The sequence below is a fragment of the Sphingomonas sp. S2-65 genome (assembly GCF_021513175.1).
Classification (GTDB): domain Bacteria; phylum Pseudomonadota; class Alphaproteobacteria; order Sphingomonadales; family Sphingomonadaceae; genus Sphingomonas.
In genome coordinates this window covers 3,504,680-3,521,736 of sequence record NZ_CP090953.1, presented here as the reverse complement: position 1 = coordinate 3,521,736, position 17,057 = coordinate 3,504,680, and the positions used below count along the sequence as shown (strand labels likewise).

Genomic DNA, 17,057 nt, shown 5'->3' with positions numbered 1-17,057 from the left:
CAAAGCCCTAGGGGCGGGCAAGGGAGAGCGCAATGATCCAGGCTTTCTTCCTGTCGCTGGGGCAATTGTCCGACCGGCGCATCCTGGCGGTGTTCGCCAAGTCGTTCGCGCTGACGCTGGTGCTGTTCGCCATCGCGGGCGTCGGGCTCTGGTACGCCCTGCACGGGCTGCAAGGTATGCTGGCTTCCTGGACGGGAGCGGCTGGCGGGGGCTGGATCGCCGATGTGGCGACGGTGCTGGTGCTGGTACTCGCCTGGTGGCTGCTGTTCCGCGCAGTGGCGGTCGCGGCAGTGGGAGTGTTCGCCGATGAAGTCGTCGCGGCGGTCGAGGCGCGGCATTATCCCCAGGCGCATGCCGGCGCCCGCGACGTGCCGTTCACGCGGTCGGCGGCGATGGGGCTCGGCTCAGCGGCGCGCGCGATCGGAGTGAACCTGCTGCTGTCGCCATTGTATCTGTTGCTGCTGGTGACCGGCGTCGGCACCGCGGCGCTGTTCTTCGTGGTCAATGCCTGGTTGCTCGGACGCGATTTGGGCGACATGGTCGCGGTGCGGCACATGGCTTATTCGGCACTGCCCGACTGGCGGGCACGAACCCGCCCGCGTCGCTTCGTTCTGGGTGCGATCGGAACAGGGCTGCTGCTGGTGCCGTTCGTCAACCTGGCCGCGCCGATCCTGGGAGCGGCGATGTCCACGCATATGTTCCACCGCGGGAGACGCGCATGAAGTTCTGGTTCCTCGTCTCGGCGCTTGCGCTGGGTGCGTGCAGCAGCGGAGCGATCCCCCCTGCCCGCCCGGCCGGCCACGTCCCGGTGCCCAGCGGCCCGGTGCCGGCCAGCGTCAGTGCGATTCAGGGCCAGACTGCCAACTCGCTGCTAGCCCAGTTCGGCAAGCCGCTGCTCGACGTCACCGAAGGCGTGGCCCGCAAACTGCAATTCGCCGGTCCGATCTGCGTGCTGGATGCCTATCTGTACCCGCCGCAGAAGGGGCGCGGCGAGCCGGCGGTGACCTATATCGACACGCGGCAGCGCGACGGCAGCCCCATCGACCAAGCGAGCTGCCTGGCAGCGCTCGACGCGCGGCGGAAGTAGCTTAGATCCTCCCCCGGAGGGGAAGGGGGACCGCTCGCGGTAGCGAGTGGTGGAGGGGTATTTGCCCCGAGCCATATCGCTTGCGGAGACTACCCCTCCACCAGCTTCGCTGGTCCCCTTCCCCCTCCGGGGGAGGATTGAAGCCACTCCTCCCTCACGGTTGGATCGGCTTCAGCCGTTTGCCGCCCTTCGCGCTCCGCGTCCCAACGGGCGGCATCCAATCGCCGCAGCGCCCAGACAGCCGCTCCGCGCACCTCAGGCGCCGAGTCGTCCAACAACTCGACGACCCTCGGCACCAGTTCCAACCGCGCGCTGTTCCCCGCCGCGATCAGGCAGTTCCGCACCATCCGGTCGCGCCCGATCCGTTTGATCGGCGATCCCGCGAATACCTGCCGAAAAGCCGCATCGTCGAGCTGCAGCAGGTCGCCCAGTTCCGGCGCGACGAACTCGGCGCGGGGCAGAAAGGCCAGGTTCGCCTGCGCCGCCGCGGCGAACTTGTTCCAGGGGCACACCGCCAGGCAATCGTCGCAGCCATAGATGCGGTTGCCGATCGCCGCCCGGAACTCGCGTGGGATCGGCCCCTTGTGCTCGATCGTCAGGTACGAGATGCAGCGCCGGGCATCGAGCCGGAACGCCGCCGGGAATGCATCGGTCGGGCATGCCGCGAGGCACGCATCGCAACTGCCGCAGGTCGTACGCCCAGCCTGGTCGGGCGTCAGATCCAGCGTCGTGTAGATCGCGCCTAGGAACAGCCAGCTGCCGTGATCGCGGCTGACCAGGTTGGTGTGTTTGCCCTGCCAGCCGAGCCCCGCCGCTTCCGACAGCGGCTTCTCCATCACCGGCGCGGTGTCGACGAAGACCTTCACGTCCGCACCCGGCGCCGCCGCGACCAGCCAGCGCGCGAGTTCCTTCAGCCGCCGCTTGATGACATCATGATAGTCGCCGCCTTGAGCATAGGCCGAGATCCGGCCGAGCTGCCCCTCGTCGGCCAGCGCCAGCGGGTCGGTGGCCGGTGCATAGCTCATGCCCAGCGCGATGATCGAGCGCACCTCGGGCCACAGCGCGGCGGGGCTCTCGCGGTGGTGGGCGCGCTCCTCCATCCAGATCATCGACCCGTGCGCGCCGTCGGCCAGCCACTCGCGCAGCCGCACGCCGGCCTTGGGCGCGGCATCCGCACGCGCGACCCCACATGCGGCGAAACCGATTTCCGCAGCCTTTGCCTTGATTTGCGCTTCGAGTGGGTTGCCGTGGTCCACGCCGACCCGCTACCACGAACGCTCGTCACGGGGGACCCATTTTGAGCAGCGGACCGGCGGTAAGCGCCGCCAACCTCGTCAAGCGCTTCGGCGACCGGCGCGCCGTCGACGGGGTAAGTATCGCCGTTCCCGAGGGACTGATCTATGGCGTGCTCGGTCCCAATGGCGCGGGCAAGACCACGACGCTGCGCATGCTGCTCGGCATCATCGAGCCCGACGAGGGCGAGCGCATGCTGCTCGGCCACCACCGCCCGCGCGACGCGAGCGACCAGGTCGGCTATCTGCCCGAGGAACGCGGGCTCTACCCCAACATGAAGTGCCGTGAGGCGATCGCGTTCATGGGCGCGCTGCGCGGGCTGCCGTGGAAGACCGGCCGCAAGCGCGCGGTGGAGCTGCTCGACGCGGCCGGGCTCGGCCACGCCGCCGACGACAAGATCCGCAAGCTGTCCAAGGGCATGGCCCAGCTGGTCCAGCTGCTCGGCTCGGTGGTGCACGAGCCTGCGCTGCTGGTGCTCGACGAGCCGTTTTCCGGGCTGGACCCGGTCAACCAGGAGCGGCTTGAGGCGCTGATCCGCGCCCAGCAGGCGCGGGGCGCGACCATCCTCTTCTCGACTCACGTGATGGCGCATGCCGAGCGGTTGTGCGACCGGCTGTCGATCATCGCCGGCGGCAAGGTGCAGTTCGAAGGCACGGTGAACGAGGCGCGCGCCACCCTGCCCTTCAAGGTCCAGTACACGCCGCATCATCATCCGGAGAGCGCCCGCGCGCTGCTGCCGTCCGATGCCGAGCGCGACGGCGAAGGCTGGCGCTTCACCATGCCCACCGAGGGCGTCGAGGCACTGCTCGTCCGCTTGATCGAAGCGGGCCATGGCATTTCGGGACTGTCGATCGAACGCCCCAGCCTGCACGACGCGTTCGTCCGCATCGTCGGGCGCGACGCGCTGAAGGAGACCGCCGCGTGACCCGTTTCCGGCATGCCGCGCGCCAGGCGCTGACCGTCGCCCGCCGCGACTTCACTGCCACTGTGCTGACTCCGACCTTCCTGTTGTTCCTGCTCAGCCCGCTGCTGATGATCGGCTTCGGCGTGATCGGCAGCCTGAGCGCCACCACCGCGGCCACCGGCGGCGACGCCAAGCAGCGCATCGTTGTGATCGCGGGCCCCCAGCAGGCGCGGGTGGTGCAGGCGGTCGATCGCCGTTTGCGCGCCGTTTTCTCCGATCTCTCGGCCCGACCCGAGCTACGCATCGACATGCCCGCCGGCGACCCCGCCGCTCAGGCCCGCAAGCTGTTCGCCAGCGACCGCGTCGACGTCGCCGCCGTGCTCTATGGCCCGTTCGCGCGACCCCATATCCTGCGCGCACCCTCCGCCGGGGTGGAAACCAGCTATCTGGAACAGGTGGCGGAACAAGTGGCGCGGGCGGAGCGGGTCGGGATCGCGCCACTCAGCCGCGCGCAGGTAGAGGTCGTGCAGCGTGGCAAGCTGACGTCGACCGGCCGGAGCCAGGCCGCCTATTTCGCCGCTTTCGGCATCTTCTTTCTCACGCTGATGCTGTCCGGACAGGTCGTCGGCGCGATGGCCGAGGAGCGCTCGAACAAGGTCATCGAAGTGCTCGCCGCGGCGGTGCCGCTGGAAAGCGTGTTCTTCGGCAAGCTGATCGGCGCGTTCGGATCGGCGCTGCTGTTCGTGTGCTTCTGGGGAACGCTGGTCGCCAACATTCCCCGCTTCCTGCCCGACGGTATCGCGGCGGATGTGGGCGAGATCGGCACTGCCGTCGGGCCAGTGTTCGCGTTGCTGTTCGTCGCTTATTTCACCATGGCGTATATGCTCCAGAGCGCGGTGTTCCTAGGCATGGGCGCGCTCGCCGGCACCCAGCGCGAGATCCAGATGCTGTCGCTGCCGATCACCGTGTTCCAGTTCGGCATGCTGGGACTCGCTTCTTATGCCGCGGGGCATTCGGACAGCTGGATCGCGACCTTGGCCGAGATATTCCCGTTCAGTTCGCCGCTGGCGATGGCCGCGCGCGCCGCGAATTCGCCCGAGCTGTGGCCGCACCTTCTGGCGCTTGCCTGGCAGGCATTGTGGGTCGGCATCACCGTGACGGTAGCCGCCCGCCTGTTCCGCCGCGGCGTGCTGAAGTCAGGCGGGCCGAAGCGGCGCAAGGCGGCGAGCGCGCGCTGATCCCCCCCCGGGCGGGAGGATTGGAATCGCTCGGCAAGCCCCCACATTCGCGTGCATGCAGACCAACCGCCGCACCTTCCTCGCCGCCACCACCCTCGGTGCGCTAACCGCAGCCTGTGGCGGTGCGCCCGCGGAAGCGGCGCAGCGTTTCCCGTTCACGCTCAGCAATGCCGAATGGCGCAAGCGGCTGTCGCCCGCCGCTTACAACGTGCTGCGCAATGAAGGGACCGAGCGGCCTTATTCGAGCGCGCTCAACAAGGAACACCGGGCCGGCACCTTTGCCTGTGCCGGCTGCGGCCTGCCGCTGTTCGCGTCGAAAACCAAGTTCGAAAGCGGCACCGGCTGGCCCAGCTTCTACCAGCCGCTCGGCAATGCCGTGGTGACCAGGAGCGACCGGACGCTGGGGATGCTGCGCACCGAAGTGCAGTGCCGGCGCTGCGGCGGGCATCTCGGCCACGTCTTCGACGACGGCCCGCGCCCGACCGGCAAGCGCTATTGCATGAATGGCGTGGCGATGACGTTCAGGCCGTCGCCGGCCTGATCCCCGCTCAGTTAGCGACGCCGTTGGCGGTCAGATCGCTGAGGTCGAGGTCGAGCGAAGCTACCTGCACCCGGTCGGACTTCTTGGCGATCTCAGTCGCCGGAAGGTCGCTCTGCGGCGCGCCGTTGGCATAGATGAAGCCGTTGACCGGATAGCTCGAGGTGCCGAGCCCACCGACCGATGCGAACCACACGCGAACCTGGCTCCAGTCGCCCGCCGCCGACACATCGATCGCCCGCACGTTGCGCTCGATCCCGCCGCGGGTCGACCAGTTGGCGTGGGTCAGCAGGACCTCACGGTCGCTCACGACCTTGGATACCATCGCGACATGGCCGAACGGCATCTTGCCGGTCTTCTGGAAGGACATCACCGCGCCTGCCTTGGGTGCGTTGCCGCGGGCATAGCGGCCGGCAGCCTGGCTCCACCAGGTCCAGGCATTGCCGCGGATGTCGACGCCGGACACCTGGCGAGCGAAGGGCACGCATTGGAGGATACCGCCCTTCGCCTGGGCCGGGATCACAGTCATCAGGGCGCAAGCCGCCGTCAGCGCGAAACGCGCTGCAAAAATTCGGAAATTCATGTGACCCCCCGGTCAGGAAGCGTTGTTGGAGTGTTGCTACACAGATCATAGGACGGGGGTATACCCCTGCGGCGCACCGATCGGACGAAGCGTGGGGGCGAGCCGATGAGCCGACGGAACCCTGTAGAAGCCCGTAGGTAGCGTGCCTTTCGCTGCTCCGCGCTTTCCCGGAATGGCGGGACGCAGCAATGTTGCTCAAAAGCGACGCTGCGACGACATATTCGTGTCGTCGCTATTCGCTTCGTCGCAAGCAATGTTGCGGTGCAGCAGCTTCTGGGTTCCTATCGTGAACGGGAACCAACGGGCGCTTAAGCATCCGGTTAACCAAACCGGCGCAGGATGTTCGTGGCAGAGGGACTCGAGCGGGTGGGAGTTTAGGACGATGGCATCCAGAATGAAGCCGGCGCAGGGCGCGATGACGCTGGCCGAGATGAAGGAATTCGCAGGGTTCAGCGCTGCCACGCAGCGCTATATCCGCCGCTCGCTCGATATCGGGCTCGAGCGTCAGGATGCGATGGACCTCTGGTCGCGCGACATTGTCGAGGCGGCGAGCATCCGCGCCCAGGCGCGCATCTATGAACGCCTGCACGACGTGCGCGCGATGCTTCCCGAGGAGCCCGACTTGAGTTCGGTGGAACCGTTCCTCGCGCCCCTGGCGATGCTCACCGCCTTTGATCTGGGCCAGGGCAGGATCACCACCTTCTCGGCCTATCGCTTCCTGTACGAACGGTTGATCGGCGCCGAAGTGCGGCCATGGCTCCCTTCCGCCTTCTGCGCCGCGGCTGCGTTGCCGAGCCTGCACCCGGACCTGCGCCGCAAGCTGCTCCAGTCGATCAGCGAAGCCGCGGCCACCGCTTCGGGCTGGTCGAACCGCCAGCCGGCCTTCTTTCCGCAATGGGTGGAAAAGGTAAGCGCCGCCGCGCTGCCGAACTGACCCGCACGCCCCTCCCCGCGGCGGCGGCGGACGGGATCAGCGGCACACCCGCCAGCCCATCTCGCCTCGGCTGGCTTGATCCAGGTGAAAGTGATCGCGGTGCGCGGCATTATAGTCGGGCGAGAGCACCGTCGCGAACAGCTTGCATCCGCCGGTACGCACCTCGCGCAGGAACGCGGCTTTGTCGCCGCCCTTCGCCCAGTCCTTCACCACGCTGATGCGAGTACCGTCGGACAGCCTGAACGCGGCGATGTCGACCGCGTTGGCGGTGGCGTGCTCGCTCCAGTCGCCCGCGCTGCGGCCATAGATGCGGCGGCACGAATAGCTGCCGAAATGCTCGATCGTCTCGACCCGCGCGCCGAACAGCCGCTGCGCCGCTGGCTGGACGACGTCCCATTCCCATTTCGCGAGCCCAGCGGCCACCGGGCAGGACGTGCCAAGCCGCGCCGGACTATAGTCGATCGTCTGGGCGCCACCGGTCTGGAAGCGCACCGCATCGTCATAGCCGCAGCGTTTCCCCGAACGCACCGCCGGCAACCGGGTATAACGCACCCCGGCGGCATGCAGCAGCGCCCGGCATTCCCCCGAATGGCCGGCAAGTCCCGCCAGCTTGCGTCCGGTAAACGCGCCGATCGGCTCGCTCAGGTCGAGCCTGGTCCAGGGCACATCCTGCGGTCGATTGCGCAGGACGGCGTACAACGCAAAGGCGATGCCCAGCAGCACGGCGAGCGTGACCAGCACGCGCAGCAGCCGGCGCACCGCTTTCATGCACGAACCGCCTGGTCGAGCCGCTCGGCGGTCATGGGATAGCCCGCGTCATCGGGAATGCAGAGATAATCGCCATCATCGCGCGTCTCGATCCAGGGCGTGATGGTGCGGACCGGGTGGGCCTGGGCGCTAGCGACGGCGTCATCATACGAAGCGAATGTCGCCAGCCGTTCCAGGTTTCGCCGGGTCGGAAAGATCAGCATCGCCTCGCCGGCGTCCGCCGCGGCAAGCACCTCACGCGCGGTGGCCCAAAAGGCGCGAACATTCTCGCTGCCATCGACCATCGGCTCGACGCCCTCGGGCGCGCGGGCGAGATAGAAGCGCGTGTCGAAGATGCGGTGCGGAACCCCCTGCGGCAGCCACCGCGCGAACGCCACCAGCGCGTCCAAGCGCAACGCGCCGTCATGTTCCTTTAGAAGTCCGCTCAGCCCTTCCCCGGCATGAAGCCGCTCGCGCACTGGCGACGCGGCGCCGAGACCAAGGTCCAGCCCGACGATGATCCCCGCTTCCTCCAGCGTTTCGCGGATCGCCGCGATCCGCGCGGCCATGTCCTCCGCGTCACCCTTGAGCAGCGCGGCGGCGGCACGATCCGCCGGGTCCACGCGCCCGCCCGGAAACACCAGCGCGCCGCCCGCAAAGACCATCGCGCGCGCTCGCTCGACCATCAATATCTCGGGCGGGCCTGATCGCCCCTCGCGCATCACGATGAGAGTGGCGGCGGGGATAGGCTCGGGCTCAGGCATGCCACCGATCTAGGATGCCGCGTGCGGGAAAGGAACCGGTGCGATCCCCTGCCCCACTGCGGATCTTCACTCACCAGCCCGAGATGTTCAGCCTGATGCGCGCCACGCTGTCGCTCGAGGTCAGGAACAGCGTCCGGCCATCCTCGCCGAAGCAGCAATTGGCGATCGCCTTGCCGGTCGAGATCAGCCCCAGCCGGCGCCCGTCCGGCGCCAGGATATGGATGCCGCCAGGCCCGCTGGCGAACAGGTGGCCGCTTGCCCCCACCTTCATGCCGTCGGGGAGCCCCGGGAGCTTCGCGTCCACACCGCTTCGGAAATCCGCGAGCACGCGCGAACCCTGCGGCAGGCCCGCGGGGTCGAGAGCATATGCCAGGATCACCGGGTGCTGCTCATCGGACTGCGCAATGTAAAGCGTGCGCTGGTCGGGCGAGAGGCCGACGCCATTGGGCCGCGTCAGGCTGCCGTCGATCTGCACGACGCTACCGTCAGGGTTCAGCCGATACACGCCGTTCGCCTTCATCTCCTTGAGCGGCGAAGCATCCCCTTCGGTCAGCCCATAAGGCGGATCGGTGAAATAGATCGCCCCCGAGCGCGCGATCACCAGGTCGTTGCAGCTGTTGAACCGCTTGCCTTGATAGCGGTCGGCCAGGATCGTCTTGCGCTTGGTCTTCAGGTCGACGCGCGCGATCGCGCGGGTGCCGCTGTCGGCCATCACAAGCCGTCCTCGTCCGTCGATCACCAGGCCGTTCGAACCGGCCTCGCGGATCGACGCCGGGATCGGCCCGGCCAATCCCGAGGGCGACAGGAAGGGCGACGCCCCGCTTGCGCGACTCCAGCGATGCACGACATTCGCCGGCACATCGGAGAACAGCAGATAGTCGCCGTCGCGCACCCAGGCGGGGCCCTCCGTCCAGCGATAACCGCTCGCGATCACCTCGAGCTTGGCGTCGACCGACACGATGCGGTCGAGTTCGGGATCGAAGCGCTGTACTGCCGGCGCAGCGAACGCCGCGGCCCGGGTTGCCACCGGAATGGCTGCGGCCGCTGCAAGGCAGGCCCGACGCGTCAGTTGCACATCCTCTCCTCTTCTCGTTGCCGACGCTTGTCGCGGCTATCGGTCAGCCGGGCAAGGTCACGCGTGCGCAAAGGCCCCCTGTCTCGACATTTTCCACGACGATGTCGCCGCCATGCGCGCGGGCGACCGCACGCGCGCTGGCTAGGCCCAGCCCGATTCCCCCGGTGTCGCGGTTGCGTGACCGCTCCCCGCGAAAAAACGGCTCGAAAACATGATCGATGTCTTCCGGCGGGATACCGGGGCCGCGGTCGCGCACTTCCACCCGCACCTCGCCGTTATGGCGTTCGAGCGAGACATCGGCGCAACCGCCATATTTGAGCGCGTTGGAAACCAGATTGGTGATCATCGCCTTGAGCGCCGCCGAGTCGCCCTCGATCACCACAGGGTCTCCGAGCGCGAGCGTAACAGGCTCGCCGCGGTCGCTCAGGTCATCGGTCACCGTCTCGGCCAGCGACCGCAGGTCGAGCGGGCGGCGCGCCGCGGGTTGGCCGCTCTCGCGCACATAAGCCAGGGTGGAGGTGATCAGCGCCTGCATGTCGCGTATGTCGTTCTCACACGCGCTGCGGACGCCATCCGGCACCGCCTCCAGGCGAAGCGCCATGCGCATCAGCGGCGTGCGAAGGTCGTGCGCCAGCGCACCGATCACCGTGGTGCGATCATCGACATAGCGGTTCAACCGCGCCTGCATCTGGTTGAAGGCGGCGGCCGCCTCGGCGATCTCCGATGGCCCGCTCAGCGCCAGCGGCTCGGTATGGGGATTGCGGCCAAGCCGCTCGGCCGCGGCGGCGAACGCGCCGAATGGCTTGGCGATGCGGTGGGCGAGCGCCCAGGCGAAGGGCGCGACGGCCAGCACTGACATCAACAGCCACAGCATGCCGAACCAGCGCCAGGGCTCGACCACGCCGGCGGGCTCGACGCGCAGCCAACGCCCATCGGTGCGCTGCACCCACACACGAAAGGTGCCGAACACGTACACCGCGCGGGCGGCGGTTGAATCGGCGAACGGCAAGGCGCGCGGCAGGTTGCGGCTCTCGTACACCGGTCGGCGCGCCAGCAATCCCGGTGGAAAGTCGAACCGCACACGCGAAGGATCGACTTGCAGCACCATGCTGAGCGCCAGCCCGAGCCGCTCGGCCCGGGGATTGGCCGGCACCGTGGGTATCTTGGAAGCCGGGGCGACGGTGAGCGCGTCGGGCTCTCCGGGCCCCTGCCGGACGGCGTCGGCAATCTGGCCGATCGTATGCAGCTTCTGCTCGGGCGTCTGCGCGGCCACGACCAGGATCAGGTTCATCAGCTGGACCACGCCGACGCACAGCAGCATGAACACGAAAACCCGCAGGAACAGCGGCGACCCGGCCGCGCTCCGCGGTTCGTTCACAGCCGCGTCACGCGCGGCACGAACAGATACCCTTCGTTGCGGACGGTGCGGATGATCTCGTCCGCGCCCGAGCGAAGCTTGCGCCGCAAGCGGCTGACCTGGACGTCGATCGCACGATCATATGCGTCGGAGTCCGGCCCACGCGCGGCCTGGAGCAGCACTTCGCGCGACAGCACCCGCCGCGGCCGCTCGATAAACACGCGCAGCACCGCGAACTCCCCGTCGGTGAGGCCGACCAACACGCCTTCGGGATCGAAGAGTTCGTGACTGCCGAGGTCGATGTGCCACCCCTCGAAGGCGAACATCTCGTTCTTCGGCGCGGCGATCGAGCCGCGCCGCCGCAACGCCGCGCGCACCGTCGCCAGGATCTCGCGCGAACTGCACGGCTTCGCCAGATAATGCCCCGCGCCGCCTTCCAGCCCCAGGATGCGGTCGGCCTCTTCGCCGAGCGCGCTGAGCATGATGATCTCGGGACCATCGGCGCGGGCTATCCGCCGGCACGCGGACAGGCCGTCCTCGCCGGGCATCATCACGTCGAGGATCACCAGGTCCACCGGCGTGCTGGCCAGGATCTCGTCCATGTCGCGCGTGTTGGCGGCGGTTTCGACACGGTAGCCACGCCCGCCCAGGCTGTTGGCCAGCAGGAGGCGGATGTCGCGGTCATCATCGACGACCAGCAGCGTGGCGGTGTTCTCGGCGGTTTCGGCAAGCTGGAGCATGGGTGCACTGATACGCCAAAAAGGTCTGCAATACTTCCCTATTTTTTCTTGCACTTAGGCAAGTGGCCATAGGCGCTGTCCCCGTGCCGGCCAGGGTCTTCTAGGCCTTCCGAATGCGGCGGCGACTGGATGCAGGATGTTGAGACGTTCGTTCCGGCGGCTGGTGGAGCTGAGGGGAATCGAACCCCTGACCTCTGCAGTGCGATTGCAGCGCTCTCCCATCTGAGCTACAGCCCCGCCGGCGCGTCCTGCTAGTCCAGAACGGCGAACCCCTTAACCACGCTCGCACGGCAATGCAACCGTTCGCCCGATCGGTGGAGCGACGCGCCCGCGCGCCGGGTTCCCTCACCTGGCGGAACCGCATTCCTTCCAAATCGCTGAAGCATCCGGAAGGCGCGACCAGCCGCGTTCTGCGCGGTGCCGTGCCTGCCCAGACGAGCAGGAGAGACGAACATGGACGATCGCAACAACCGCTACGGCCGTGGCGGCGCGAATTATGGCCAGGATAGCTCCGATCGCGACCACCGCTATTCCAGCGCGCGCGACTATGCCGCAGCCGGCATCCGCGGTGACGAGGGACGCGGCCGCGGCGACTATGCCGGGCGCGGCAACCGCGACGACGACCGTTGGAACGAACGCTCCGGCCAAGGCGGCCAGACCCGCGACTGGAGCGGCGACCACGGCTATTCGGGCGGGCCGCAGAACACCGGATATGGCGCCTATCAGGGCAGCAACTACAGTCCGTATCAAGGCGGCGGCTATGGCTCCTATCAGGGTAGCAGCTATGGCGCGCACCGCGATCGCGGCCAAGCGTTCGGCGGCGCGCCGCGCGACTACGGCCAGGGTCAAGGCGGGCGCGACTATGGATGCGGCCGGGACGATGACCGCGGCTTCTTCGAGCGTGCCGGCGACGAAGTGCGCTCATGGTTCGGCGACGAGGAGGCCGAGCGCCGCCGCGAGCAGGACCAGCGCTATGACGAGCGCCAGAGCGGCCAGGAGCGCTGGGCCGACCGTGGCCCCAGCGACACCCATTATCACCAGTGGCGCCGCCAGCGCATCTCCGAGCTGGACCGCGACTATGACGAATATCGCCGCGAGAACGCGCAGCGCTTCCACAACGAATTCTCCAACTGGCGCAGCGAACGCCAGGGGCAGCGCGACTCGCTCGGCCGCGTGACCGAGCACATGGAAGTGCTCGGCTCGGACGCCACCCATGTCGGCACCGTCGACAAGGTGCGCGGCGACCGCATCATTCTGACCAAGAGCGACGCCGCGGCCGGCGGTCATCATCACTCGATCCCGTCACGCTGGATCCAGACCGTCGATGACAAGGTGACGCTGCGCAAGACCGCCGACGAGGCGAAGGCGCATTGGAAGGATGAAGAGGATTCCGGCGCGGCGTTCGGCGAAGGCCGCAGCGAAGACCGCGACGCCGGTGAGAATTGGCGCGGCGGCGGCAACCTGAACCGGAGCTTCTCCGGTACCTACTGAGCCGACTCGGCGCAGGTGAGCGAACCGGGCCCGGGAATCATCCCGGGCCCCTTTCCTGTCAGCCGGCGAATGCCGCCAGTGCTCGCGCGAACGCCTCGGGCTGGTCGAGCATGATGAAGTGGCCGCTGTCGCCGATCGCGACGAAGCGAGCGCCCGCCGCCCCAGCATATTGTGCCCGAAAGAACGCCTCTGCCTGCGCCCCACGCGGATAGACGTCATTCCATGCATAAGCGATCGTCAGCGGCGCGCGTATCCTGGTCAGTTCAGGCCGCATATCGGTCGTAAGATCCTCGTACATCGCTTGTGCGCTGACGCGAGGGTCGGCAGCCATCGCCCACGCCTTCATCTTCGCCAGGCTGCGCTCGGGCTTGCGCGTCAGCCCGGCAACATTGGCTTCAGCCGCGGCGGGATCGGGCGCCTTGCCATAGCCCGCGGCTACCGCGTCGCGCATCTGCGCCGCGCGCGGCTCGACCATCGCGACGCTGACCTCGCTTCCTGGAGGTGCCATCATCACCGAGAAAAACGGCAGCGCGTCGACGACCATCAGCTTGCCAACGCTTTCAGGATGCCGCGCGGCGAGCATCATTCCCGCCAGGCCGCCCATCGAATGCCCGACGACCGCCGGCTTGCGCAGCTTCCGCTCCGCGATCAACGTCCGCAGGTCGGCCACGATTCCATCCAGGATGCCAGGCCGAAGGTTCGCCCGAGGATCGTCGCCGCCAAAGCCGTTCACCTGGACAAGATACACCGTGTGATTGCGCGCCAGTTCGGGCGTCACCCCCTCCCACGCCGCACGCGGGCTCGACAGGCCCGGGATCAGGATCACCGGGCTGCCCTTGCCCACTATCTGCACGGAAATGTGATCCATCTGGATGAGGCCGGTCGGAGCCGAGGCCGCCGCCTGCTGCGCAGGCAGGATCGGCGCGCCGACTCCGGGCGAGCCGTTCGCCGCCCAGATCGCCACCAGAATGGCGAACAACGGAAGCCGGCCGCCGCGGCGGCACGCAATTGTGCGGAAGAAACGAGTCATTGGTCCTGCTCCTTGGCGGGATTGACGAAGATGTTCTCGATGGCGAGATCGAACAGGTCGGCGATCTTGAAGGCCAGCGGCAGCGACGGATCGTAGCGGCCGGTCTCGATGGCGTTCACGCTCTGGCGCGACACTGTCAGGCGGTCGGCCAGGTCCTGCTGGCTCCAGCCACGCTCGGCACGCAACTCGCGAAGGCGATTGTTCATGCCGCCCGCCGCTCGATCAGCCGGTTGATGCAGTCGCCGAGCCCCAGCCCGCCGAACCACACGACGACGATCCAATAGCTGTCGACGTGCGGCGCCAGATCGGAGCTTTCAAGGAAGCCCCAGACGGTCGCCAGGCTGAGCGCCAGTCCGGACGCGACCAGCGTCTGGCGAACCATCAGCATCCGCAAATACTCGTCCGTCTCCTCGACCAGATAGCGCCCGATCACGAAGAACATCGCGAGGACCGGCAACGCCGGCGCGATTGCCGCGGCATAGGCGGTCGCATGATGCGCGCCCGGATGATTGTGGAGATACGCCTTCCCGCCGAACAGCGCCAAGGCGTATCCGGCCGAACAGAAAAGTACCGCGATATTGTAGCGACGTAGTGCTGCGCTGGCGGCCATGGTTGCTCTCCCTTGTTTGTAAAGGGAGCTTTACGTAAAGCACCCTTTACGTGTCAAGAGTGCTTTACTTCGCTTAGGAACGTCACTCCGGGCTCGCTTCCCCCTCCGTCAGCTCTTCCCGATGGTGCCCCTCTGGCGGTTTCCGCACATGCGCCTCGACGCGCCAGCCTGAATAGTGCCGCCGCAACTCGCATCCGCAGCCCGTGCACCAGGAGGCGTACCGGTCTCCGTCACGCCAGGCGAGTTTGCGGTCGCGGCGATGCCGGCCGATAGCGCAGCTGAAGAGTTGCAGGACGTTCATGGCCGCCTCCATTGCCTCAGGACGAGTCCCGGCATGGTGGAGAGTGCCAGTTCGGTACGGCGAGTCTAGCTGCTATCTCGCGAAGCCGTTGCGCGTTCGCGCAACTGGCTGACCATATGCGCCGCCAGCAGGCTGAGCGTGTCGTCGCGCGCGCCCATCACCACGATGCGGTCGCCAGGCCGAGCCCGCGCCACCAGGTGCGCGGCGGCGGCGTCGCGTTCTGGAACGTGAACCGCCGTCTTTCCTGTCACCGCGATATCGGCGACGATGTCGGCGCTGGTGACTTCGCGCGCGACCGTGCCGCCATGATATACCGGGTCCGGCAGCACCAGCATATCGTCGGCGTGCAGCTTGTCGGCGAACATTGCCACCAATTCGCGCCGCATCACCTTCAGCGGACCATAGCCATGCGGCTGGAACAGCAGGAGCAACCGTCCCGGAAAAGCATGCAGGGTGTCGAGCGTGGCGGCGATCTTGTCGGGATTGTGCCCGAAATCGTCGATCACCGCGACGCCGCTTGCCTCGCCCACCAGTTCGAAGCGGCGTTTCAGTCCGGCAAAGCCTTCGATCGCCCGTGCCGCTTGCGCGATCGGCACGCCGGCAGCCCGCGCGGCGCCGATCGCCGCGAGCGCGTTGGCGACGTTGTGCCGGCCAGGCACTTGCAGGGTCGTGCGGATCGGCTCCTCGCCGCGCGCGATCAGATCGAAGGCGATGCCGAACGGCGTCGGTGCCAGGTCGCGCGCCACCAAATCGGCTTCGCCGTCGATCGCGAAACTGGTCACGCGCTCCGGCGGCACCGTCATCGCCAGCGCCGCGCCCTCGCCATTGTCGAGGTTGACCACCGCCGTGGCGGCCTTGGCGATGAAGCCGCCGAACAATTCGCGCAGCGCTTCCATCGACAGGTGGTCCAGGCTGACATTGTTCAGCACCGCGATCCGGGGCCGGTACAAGGCGATCGATCCGTCGCTTTCGTCCACTTCGCTGACGAACGCGTCGCCCTGCCCCACCAGCGCGCTCGCAAACGGCGCCTCCGCGCTGGCGAAGTTCTTCATCACCGCGCCGTTCATCACGGTCGGATCGCGCCCGCAGGCGTGCAGGATCCAGCCGATCATGCCGGTCACCGTCGATTTTCCGCTGGTCCCGGCCACGCCGATCGACAGCGGTGCGGCGTTGAACAGCTGCGACAGCAGCTGCGGCCGGCTCATCCGCTCGGCGCCGACCCGCTGCGCGGCGATCATGTCGGGCACGCTGGCTTCGATCGCGGCGGAGGCCACCACCACTTGCTCCGGCGAGGTGATGCCGCTCCCGTCCTGCGGAAACAGTGCGACGCCCTTGGCCCGAAGGTCGTCGAACTTGGCGGGCAGGCGGCCGGAGTCCAGGCTGCGGTCCGATCCCGCGACGCGGGCGCCCTGCCCGGCCAGGATCATCGCCAGCGGCATCATGCCCGAGCCACCGATGCCGACGAAGAAGTAAGATTTGCCGTGCTGCATGGCTGCGCGCTATCGACGTTTCGGCAAAAAGGGGCAAGCATGCGCATCGGAGTGGTGGCACCGGCACGGCCGGTTCGTCGGGAGGGTTCGGCCCGCATGGCGGCGCTGATGGCGCTGACCTACCCCGCGCACGAGATCGTGTTCCACCCGCAATGCTATCTGGAGGATGGCCATTTCGCCGGACCGGACGATGTACGGGCGGCCGCGTTCCTGGAATTCGCCAACGATCCCGGGTTCGACGCGATCTGGTTCGCACGCGGGGGCTATGGCGCCAACCGCATTCTCCAGCGCGTCGTCCCGCAGCTCGGCCCGGCGGCCAACCACAAGATCTATATGGGCTTTTCCGACATGGGGTTCCTGCTCGGCGCGCTTTATGCCCGGCGGATCGGCAAGGTATGCCACGGGCCCATGGCGAGCAGCCTGGGGATGAACGACGCCGGCGAGTCCACCGGCTGGGCGCTGGGCTGGATGATCGACAAGGATCGCCGCGGGCTCGAGCCGAGCCTGGCCGACGGCAAGCCCGCGGTCGCGTTCAACCTGGCGATCCTGGCGGCGTTGATCGGCACGCCCTGGCTCCCGGACCTGACCGACCATGTGCTGATGATCGAGGAAGTCGGCGAGCCGCTGTACCGGATCGATCGCATGCTGTTCCAGATGGCGCACGCCACGCAGCTGAAGGGCATCGCCGGCGTCCGCCTGGGCACGATCAGCGAAGTCGTGCCCAACACCCCCGAATTCGCCGAGGGCCCGGAACAGATGATCGTGCGCTGGTGCGCGGAGATGCGCGTGCCCTATCTCGGCCGCGCCGAAATCGGCCATGTGGAACGCAACCGGGTGGTTCCGTTCGGCGTCGCGTGAACCGCGCATCATACTAA

The 17,057-nt window shown here is 67.7% G+C and carries 19 protein-coding genes and 1 tRNA gene; 8 read left to right on the top strand and 12 right to left on the bottom strand.

Annotated elements, in window-relative coordinates; genetic code table 11:
* The first annotated feature begins 32 nt into the window (after window positions 1-32).
* Together LZ586_RS16535 and LZ586_RS16530 are read left to right on the top strand one after the other, a co-directional pair.
* Window positions 33-722, top strand: a complete 690-nt coding sequence (locus tag LZ586_RS16535; protein WP_235077411.1) for an EI24 domain-containing protein — start codon at window positions 33-35, stop codon at window positions 720-722.
* Window positions 719-1,087 (top strand): hypothetical protein, encoded by a 369-nt coding sequence (locus tag LZ586_RS16530; RefSeq protein WP_235077410.1) that lies wholly within the window; start codon window positions 719-721, stop codon window positions 1,085-1,087. Before LZ586_RS16535 ends, LZ586_RS16530 begins: the two co-directional genes overlap by 4 nt.
* An 89-nt stretch (window positions 1,088-1,176) precedes the next feature.
* Here LZ586_RS16530 and queG read toward each other — a convergent pair whose 3' ends face one another.
* Complete coding sequence (gene queG, locus LZ586_RS16525) at window positions 1,177-2,343, bottom strand: tRNA epoxyqueuosine(34) reductase QueG (protein ID WP_235077409.1); 1,167 nt, start codon at window positions 2,341-2,343, stop codon at window positions 1,177-1,179.
* Between the two features lie 41 nt (window positions 2,344-2,384).
* Between queG and LZ586_RS16520 the strand changes: the two genes are divergently transcribed.
* From LZ586_RS16520 to msrB, 3 genes are read left to right on the top strand one after another with little or no spacing between them, the layout of a single operon-like run.
* Window positions 2,385-3,305: an ABC transporter ATP-binding protein gene (locus tag LZ586_RS16520; RefSeq protein ID WP_235077408.1), complete on the top strand. Its 921-nt coding sequence runs from the start codon at window positions 2,385-2,387 to the stop codon at window positions 3,303-3,305.
* Complete coding sequence (locus tag LZ586_RS16515; protein ID WP_235077407.1) at window positions 3,302-4,522, top strand: ABC transporter permease; 1,221 nt, start codon at window positions 3,302-3,304, stop codon at window positions 4,520-4,522. The genes LZ586_RS16520 and LZ586_RS16515 overlap by 4 nt, the downstream gene beginning before the upstream one ends.
* A gap of 55 nt (window positions 4,523-4,577) precedes the next feature.
* A complete protein-coding gene (gene msrB / locus LZ586_RS16510) occupies window positions 4,578-5,063 on the top strand; it encodes a peptide-methionine (R)-S-oxide reductase MsrB (RefSeq protein WP_235077406.1) in 486 nt (161 codons plus the stop codon).
* A gap of 7 nt (window positions 5,064-5,070) precedes the next feature.
* On the opposite strand, the gene LZ586_RS16505 is transcribed toward msrB, so the two are convergent.
* Window positions 5,071-5,643: a CHAP domain-containing protein gene (locus tag LZ586_RS16505; RefSeq protein WP_413777301.1), complete on the bottom strand. Its 573-nt coding sequence runs from the start codon at window positions 5,641-5,643 to the stop codon at window positions 5,071-5,073.
* A 382-nt stretch (window positions 5,644-6,025) separates the two neighbouring features.
* Between LZ586_RS16505 and LZ586_RS16500 the strand changes: the two genes are divergently transcribed.
* Complete coding sequence (locus LZ586_RS16500; protein ID WP_235077404.1) at window positions 6,026-6,577, top strand: hypothetical protein; 552 nt, start codon at window positions 6,026-6,028, stop codon at window positions 6,575-6,577.
* A 36-nt stretch (window positions 6,578-6,613) separates the two neighbouring features.
* On the opposite strand, the gene LZ586_RS16495 is transcribed toward LZ586_RS16500, so the two are convergent.
* The 6 genes from LZ586_RS16495 to LZ586_RS16470 form a co-directional block, all read right to left on the bottom strand.
* Window positions 6,614-7,345, bottom strand: coding sequence for an extensin family protein (locus LZ586_RS16495; RefSeq protein WP_235077403.1), 732 nt, complete (start codon window positions 7,343-7,345; stop codon window positions 6,614-6,616).
* On the bottom strand, window positions 7,342-8,088 hold the full coding sequence (locus LZ586_RS16490) for an NUDIX hydrolase (protein WP_235077402.1): 747 nt from the start codon (window positions 8,086-8,088) through the stop codon (window positions 7,342-7,344). Before LZ586_RS16490 ends, LZ586_RS16495 begins: the two co-directional genes overlap by 4 nt.
* A 70-nt stretch (window positions 8,089-8,158) precedes the next feature.
* Entirely contained in the window at window positions 8,159-9,115 is a 957-nt protein-coding gene (locus LZ586_RS16485; protein WP_235077401.1) for an SMP-30/gluconolactonase/LRE family protein, read from the bottom strand.
* A 91-nt stretch (window positions 9,116-9,206) separates the two neighbouring features.
* On the bottom strand, window positions 9,207-10,541 hold the full coding sequence (locus tag LZ586_RS16480; protein ID WP_235077400.1) for an ATP-binding protein: 1,335 nt from the start codon (window positions 10,539-10,541) through the stop codon (window positions 9,207-9,209).
* Window positions 10,538-11,260 (bottom strand): response regulator, encoded by a 723-nt coding sequence (locus LZ586_RS16475; RefSeq protein WP_235077399.1) that lies wholly within the window; start codon window positions 11,258-11,260, stop codon window positions 10,538-10,540. The genes LZ586_RS16480 and LZ586_RS16475 overlap by 4 nt, the downstream gene beginning before the upstream one ends.
* 161 nt (window positions 11,261-11,421) lie before the next feature.
* A tRNA-Ala gene (locus LZ586_RS16470) sits at window positions 11,422-11,497 on the bottom strand.
* Between the two features lie 216 nt (window positions 11,498-11,713).
* Between LZ586_RS16470 and LZ586_RS16465 the strand changes: the two genes are divergently transcribed.
* Entirely contained in the window at window positions 11,714-12,751 is a 1,038-nt protein-coding gene (locus LZ586_RS16465; RefSeq protein ID WP_235077398.1) for a DUF2171 domain-containing protein, read from the top strand.
* A gap of 58 nt (window positions 12,752-12,809) precedes the next feature.
* On the opposite strand, the gene LZ586_RS16460 is transcribed toward LZ586_RS16465, so the two are convergent.
* The 4 genes from LZ586_RS16460 to LZ586_RS16445 form a co-directional block, all read right to left on the bottom strand.
* Complete coding sequence (locus tag LZ586_RS16460; RefSeq protein WP_235077397.1) at window positions 12,810-13,781, bottom strand: alpha/beta fold hydrolase; 972 nt, start codon at window positions 13,779-13,781, stop codon at window positions 12,810-12,812.
* Window positions 13,778-13,987, bottom strand: a complete 210-nt coding sequence (locus LZ586_RS16455; RefSeq protein WP_235077396.1) for a helix-turn-helix transcriptional regulator — start codon at window positions 13,985-13,987, stop codon at window positions 13,778-13,780. The genes LZ586_RS16460 and LZ586_RS16455 overlap by 4 nt, the downstream gene beginning before the upstream one ends.
* Window positions 13,984-14,391 carry a hypothetical protein gene (locus tag LZ586_RS16450; protein ID WP_235077395.1) on the bottom strand — a complete coding sequence of 136 codons (408 nt, stop codon included), beginning with the start codon at window positions 14,389-14,391 and terminating at the stop codon, window positions 13,984-13,986. Before LZ586_RS16450 ends, LZ586_RS16455 begins: the two co-directional genes overlap by 4 nt.
* 366 nt (window positions 14,392-14,757) lie before the next feature.
* Complete coding sequence (locus tag LZ586_RS16445) at window positions 14,758-16,182, bottom strand: UDP-N-acetylmuramate--L-alanine ligase (RefSeq protein ID WP_235077394.1); 1,425 nt, start codon at window positions 16,180-16,182, stop codon at window positions 14,758-14,760.
* Window positions 16,183-16,221: 39 nt separating this feature from the next.
* Here LZ586_RS16445 and LZ586_RS16440 point away from each other — a divergent pair, with 39 nt between their 5' ends.
* Complete coding sequence (locus LZ586_RS16440; RefSeq protein WP_235077393.1) at window positions 16,222-17,040, top strand: LD-carboxypeptidase; 819 nt, start codon at window positions 16,222-16,224, stop codon at window positions 17,038-17,040.
* Window positions 17,041-17,057 lie beyond the last annotated feature (17 nt).

Excerpts from the sequence above, each read along its gene's own strand:
- LZ586_RS16535 (WP_235077411.1), top strand. The coding sequence starts at position 33 with ATGATCCAGGCTTTCTTCCTGTCGCTGGGGCAATTGTCCGACCGGCGC.
- LZ586_RS16530 (WP_235077410.1), top strand. The coding sequence starts at position 719 with ATGAAGTTCTGGTTCCTCGTCTCGGCGCTTGCGCTGGGTGCGTGCAGC.
- msrB (WP_235077406.1), top strand. The coding sequence starts at position 4,578 with ATGCAGACCAACCGCCGCACCTTCCTCGCCGCCACCACCCTCGGTGCG.
- LZ586_RS16505 (WP_413777301.1), bottom strand. The coding sequence starts at position 5,643 with ATGAATTTCCGAATTTTTGCAGCGCGTTTCGCGCTGACGGCGGCTTGC.
- LZ586_RS16500 (WP_235077404.1), top strand. The coding sequence starts at position 6,026 with ATGGCATCCAGAATGAAGCCGGCGCAGGGCGCGATGACGCTGGCCGAG.
- LZ586_RS16495 (WP_235077403.1), bottom strand. The coding sequence starts at position 7,345 with ATGAAAGCGGTGCGCCGGCTGCTGCGCGTGCTGGTCACGCTCGCCGTG.
- LZ586_RS16490 (WP_235077402.1), bottom strand. The coding sequence starts at position 8,088 with ATGCCTGAGCCCGAGCCTATCCCCGCCGCCACTCTCATCGTGATGCGC.
- LZ586_RS16475 (WP_235077399.1), bottom strand. The coding sequence starts at position 11,260 with ATGCTCCAGCTTGCCGAAACCGCCGAGAACACCGCCACGCTGCTGGTC.
- LZ586_RS16465 (WP_235077398.1), top strand. The coding sequence starts at position 11,714 with ATGGACGATCGCAACAACCGCTACGGCCGTGGCGGCGCGAATTATGGC.
- LZ586_RS16460 (WP_235077397.1), bottom strand. The coding sequence starts at position 13,781 with ATGACTCGTTTCTTCCGCACAATTGCGTGCCGCCGCGGCGGCCGGCTT.
- LZ586_RS16455 (WP_235077396.1), bottom strand. The coding sequence starts at position 13,987 with ATGAACAATCGCCTTCGCGAGTTGCGTGCCGAGCGTGGCTGGAGCCAG.
- LZ586_RS16450 (WP_235077395.1), bottom strand. The coding sequence starts at position 14,391 with ATGGCCGCCAGCGCAGCACTACGTCGCTACAATATCGCGGTACTTTTC.
- LZ586_RS16445 (WP_235077394.1), bottom strand. The coding sequence starts at position 16,182 with ATGCAGCACGGCAAATCTTACTTCTTCGTCGGCATCGGTGGCTCGGGC.
- LZ586_RS16440 (WP_235077393.1), top strand. The coding sequence starts at position 16,222 with ATGCGCATCGGAGTGGTGGCACCGGCACGGCCGGTTCGTCGGGAGGGT.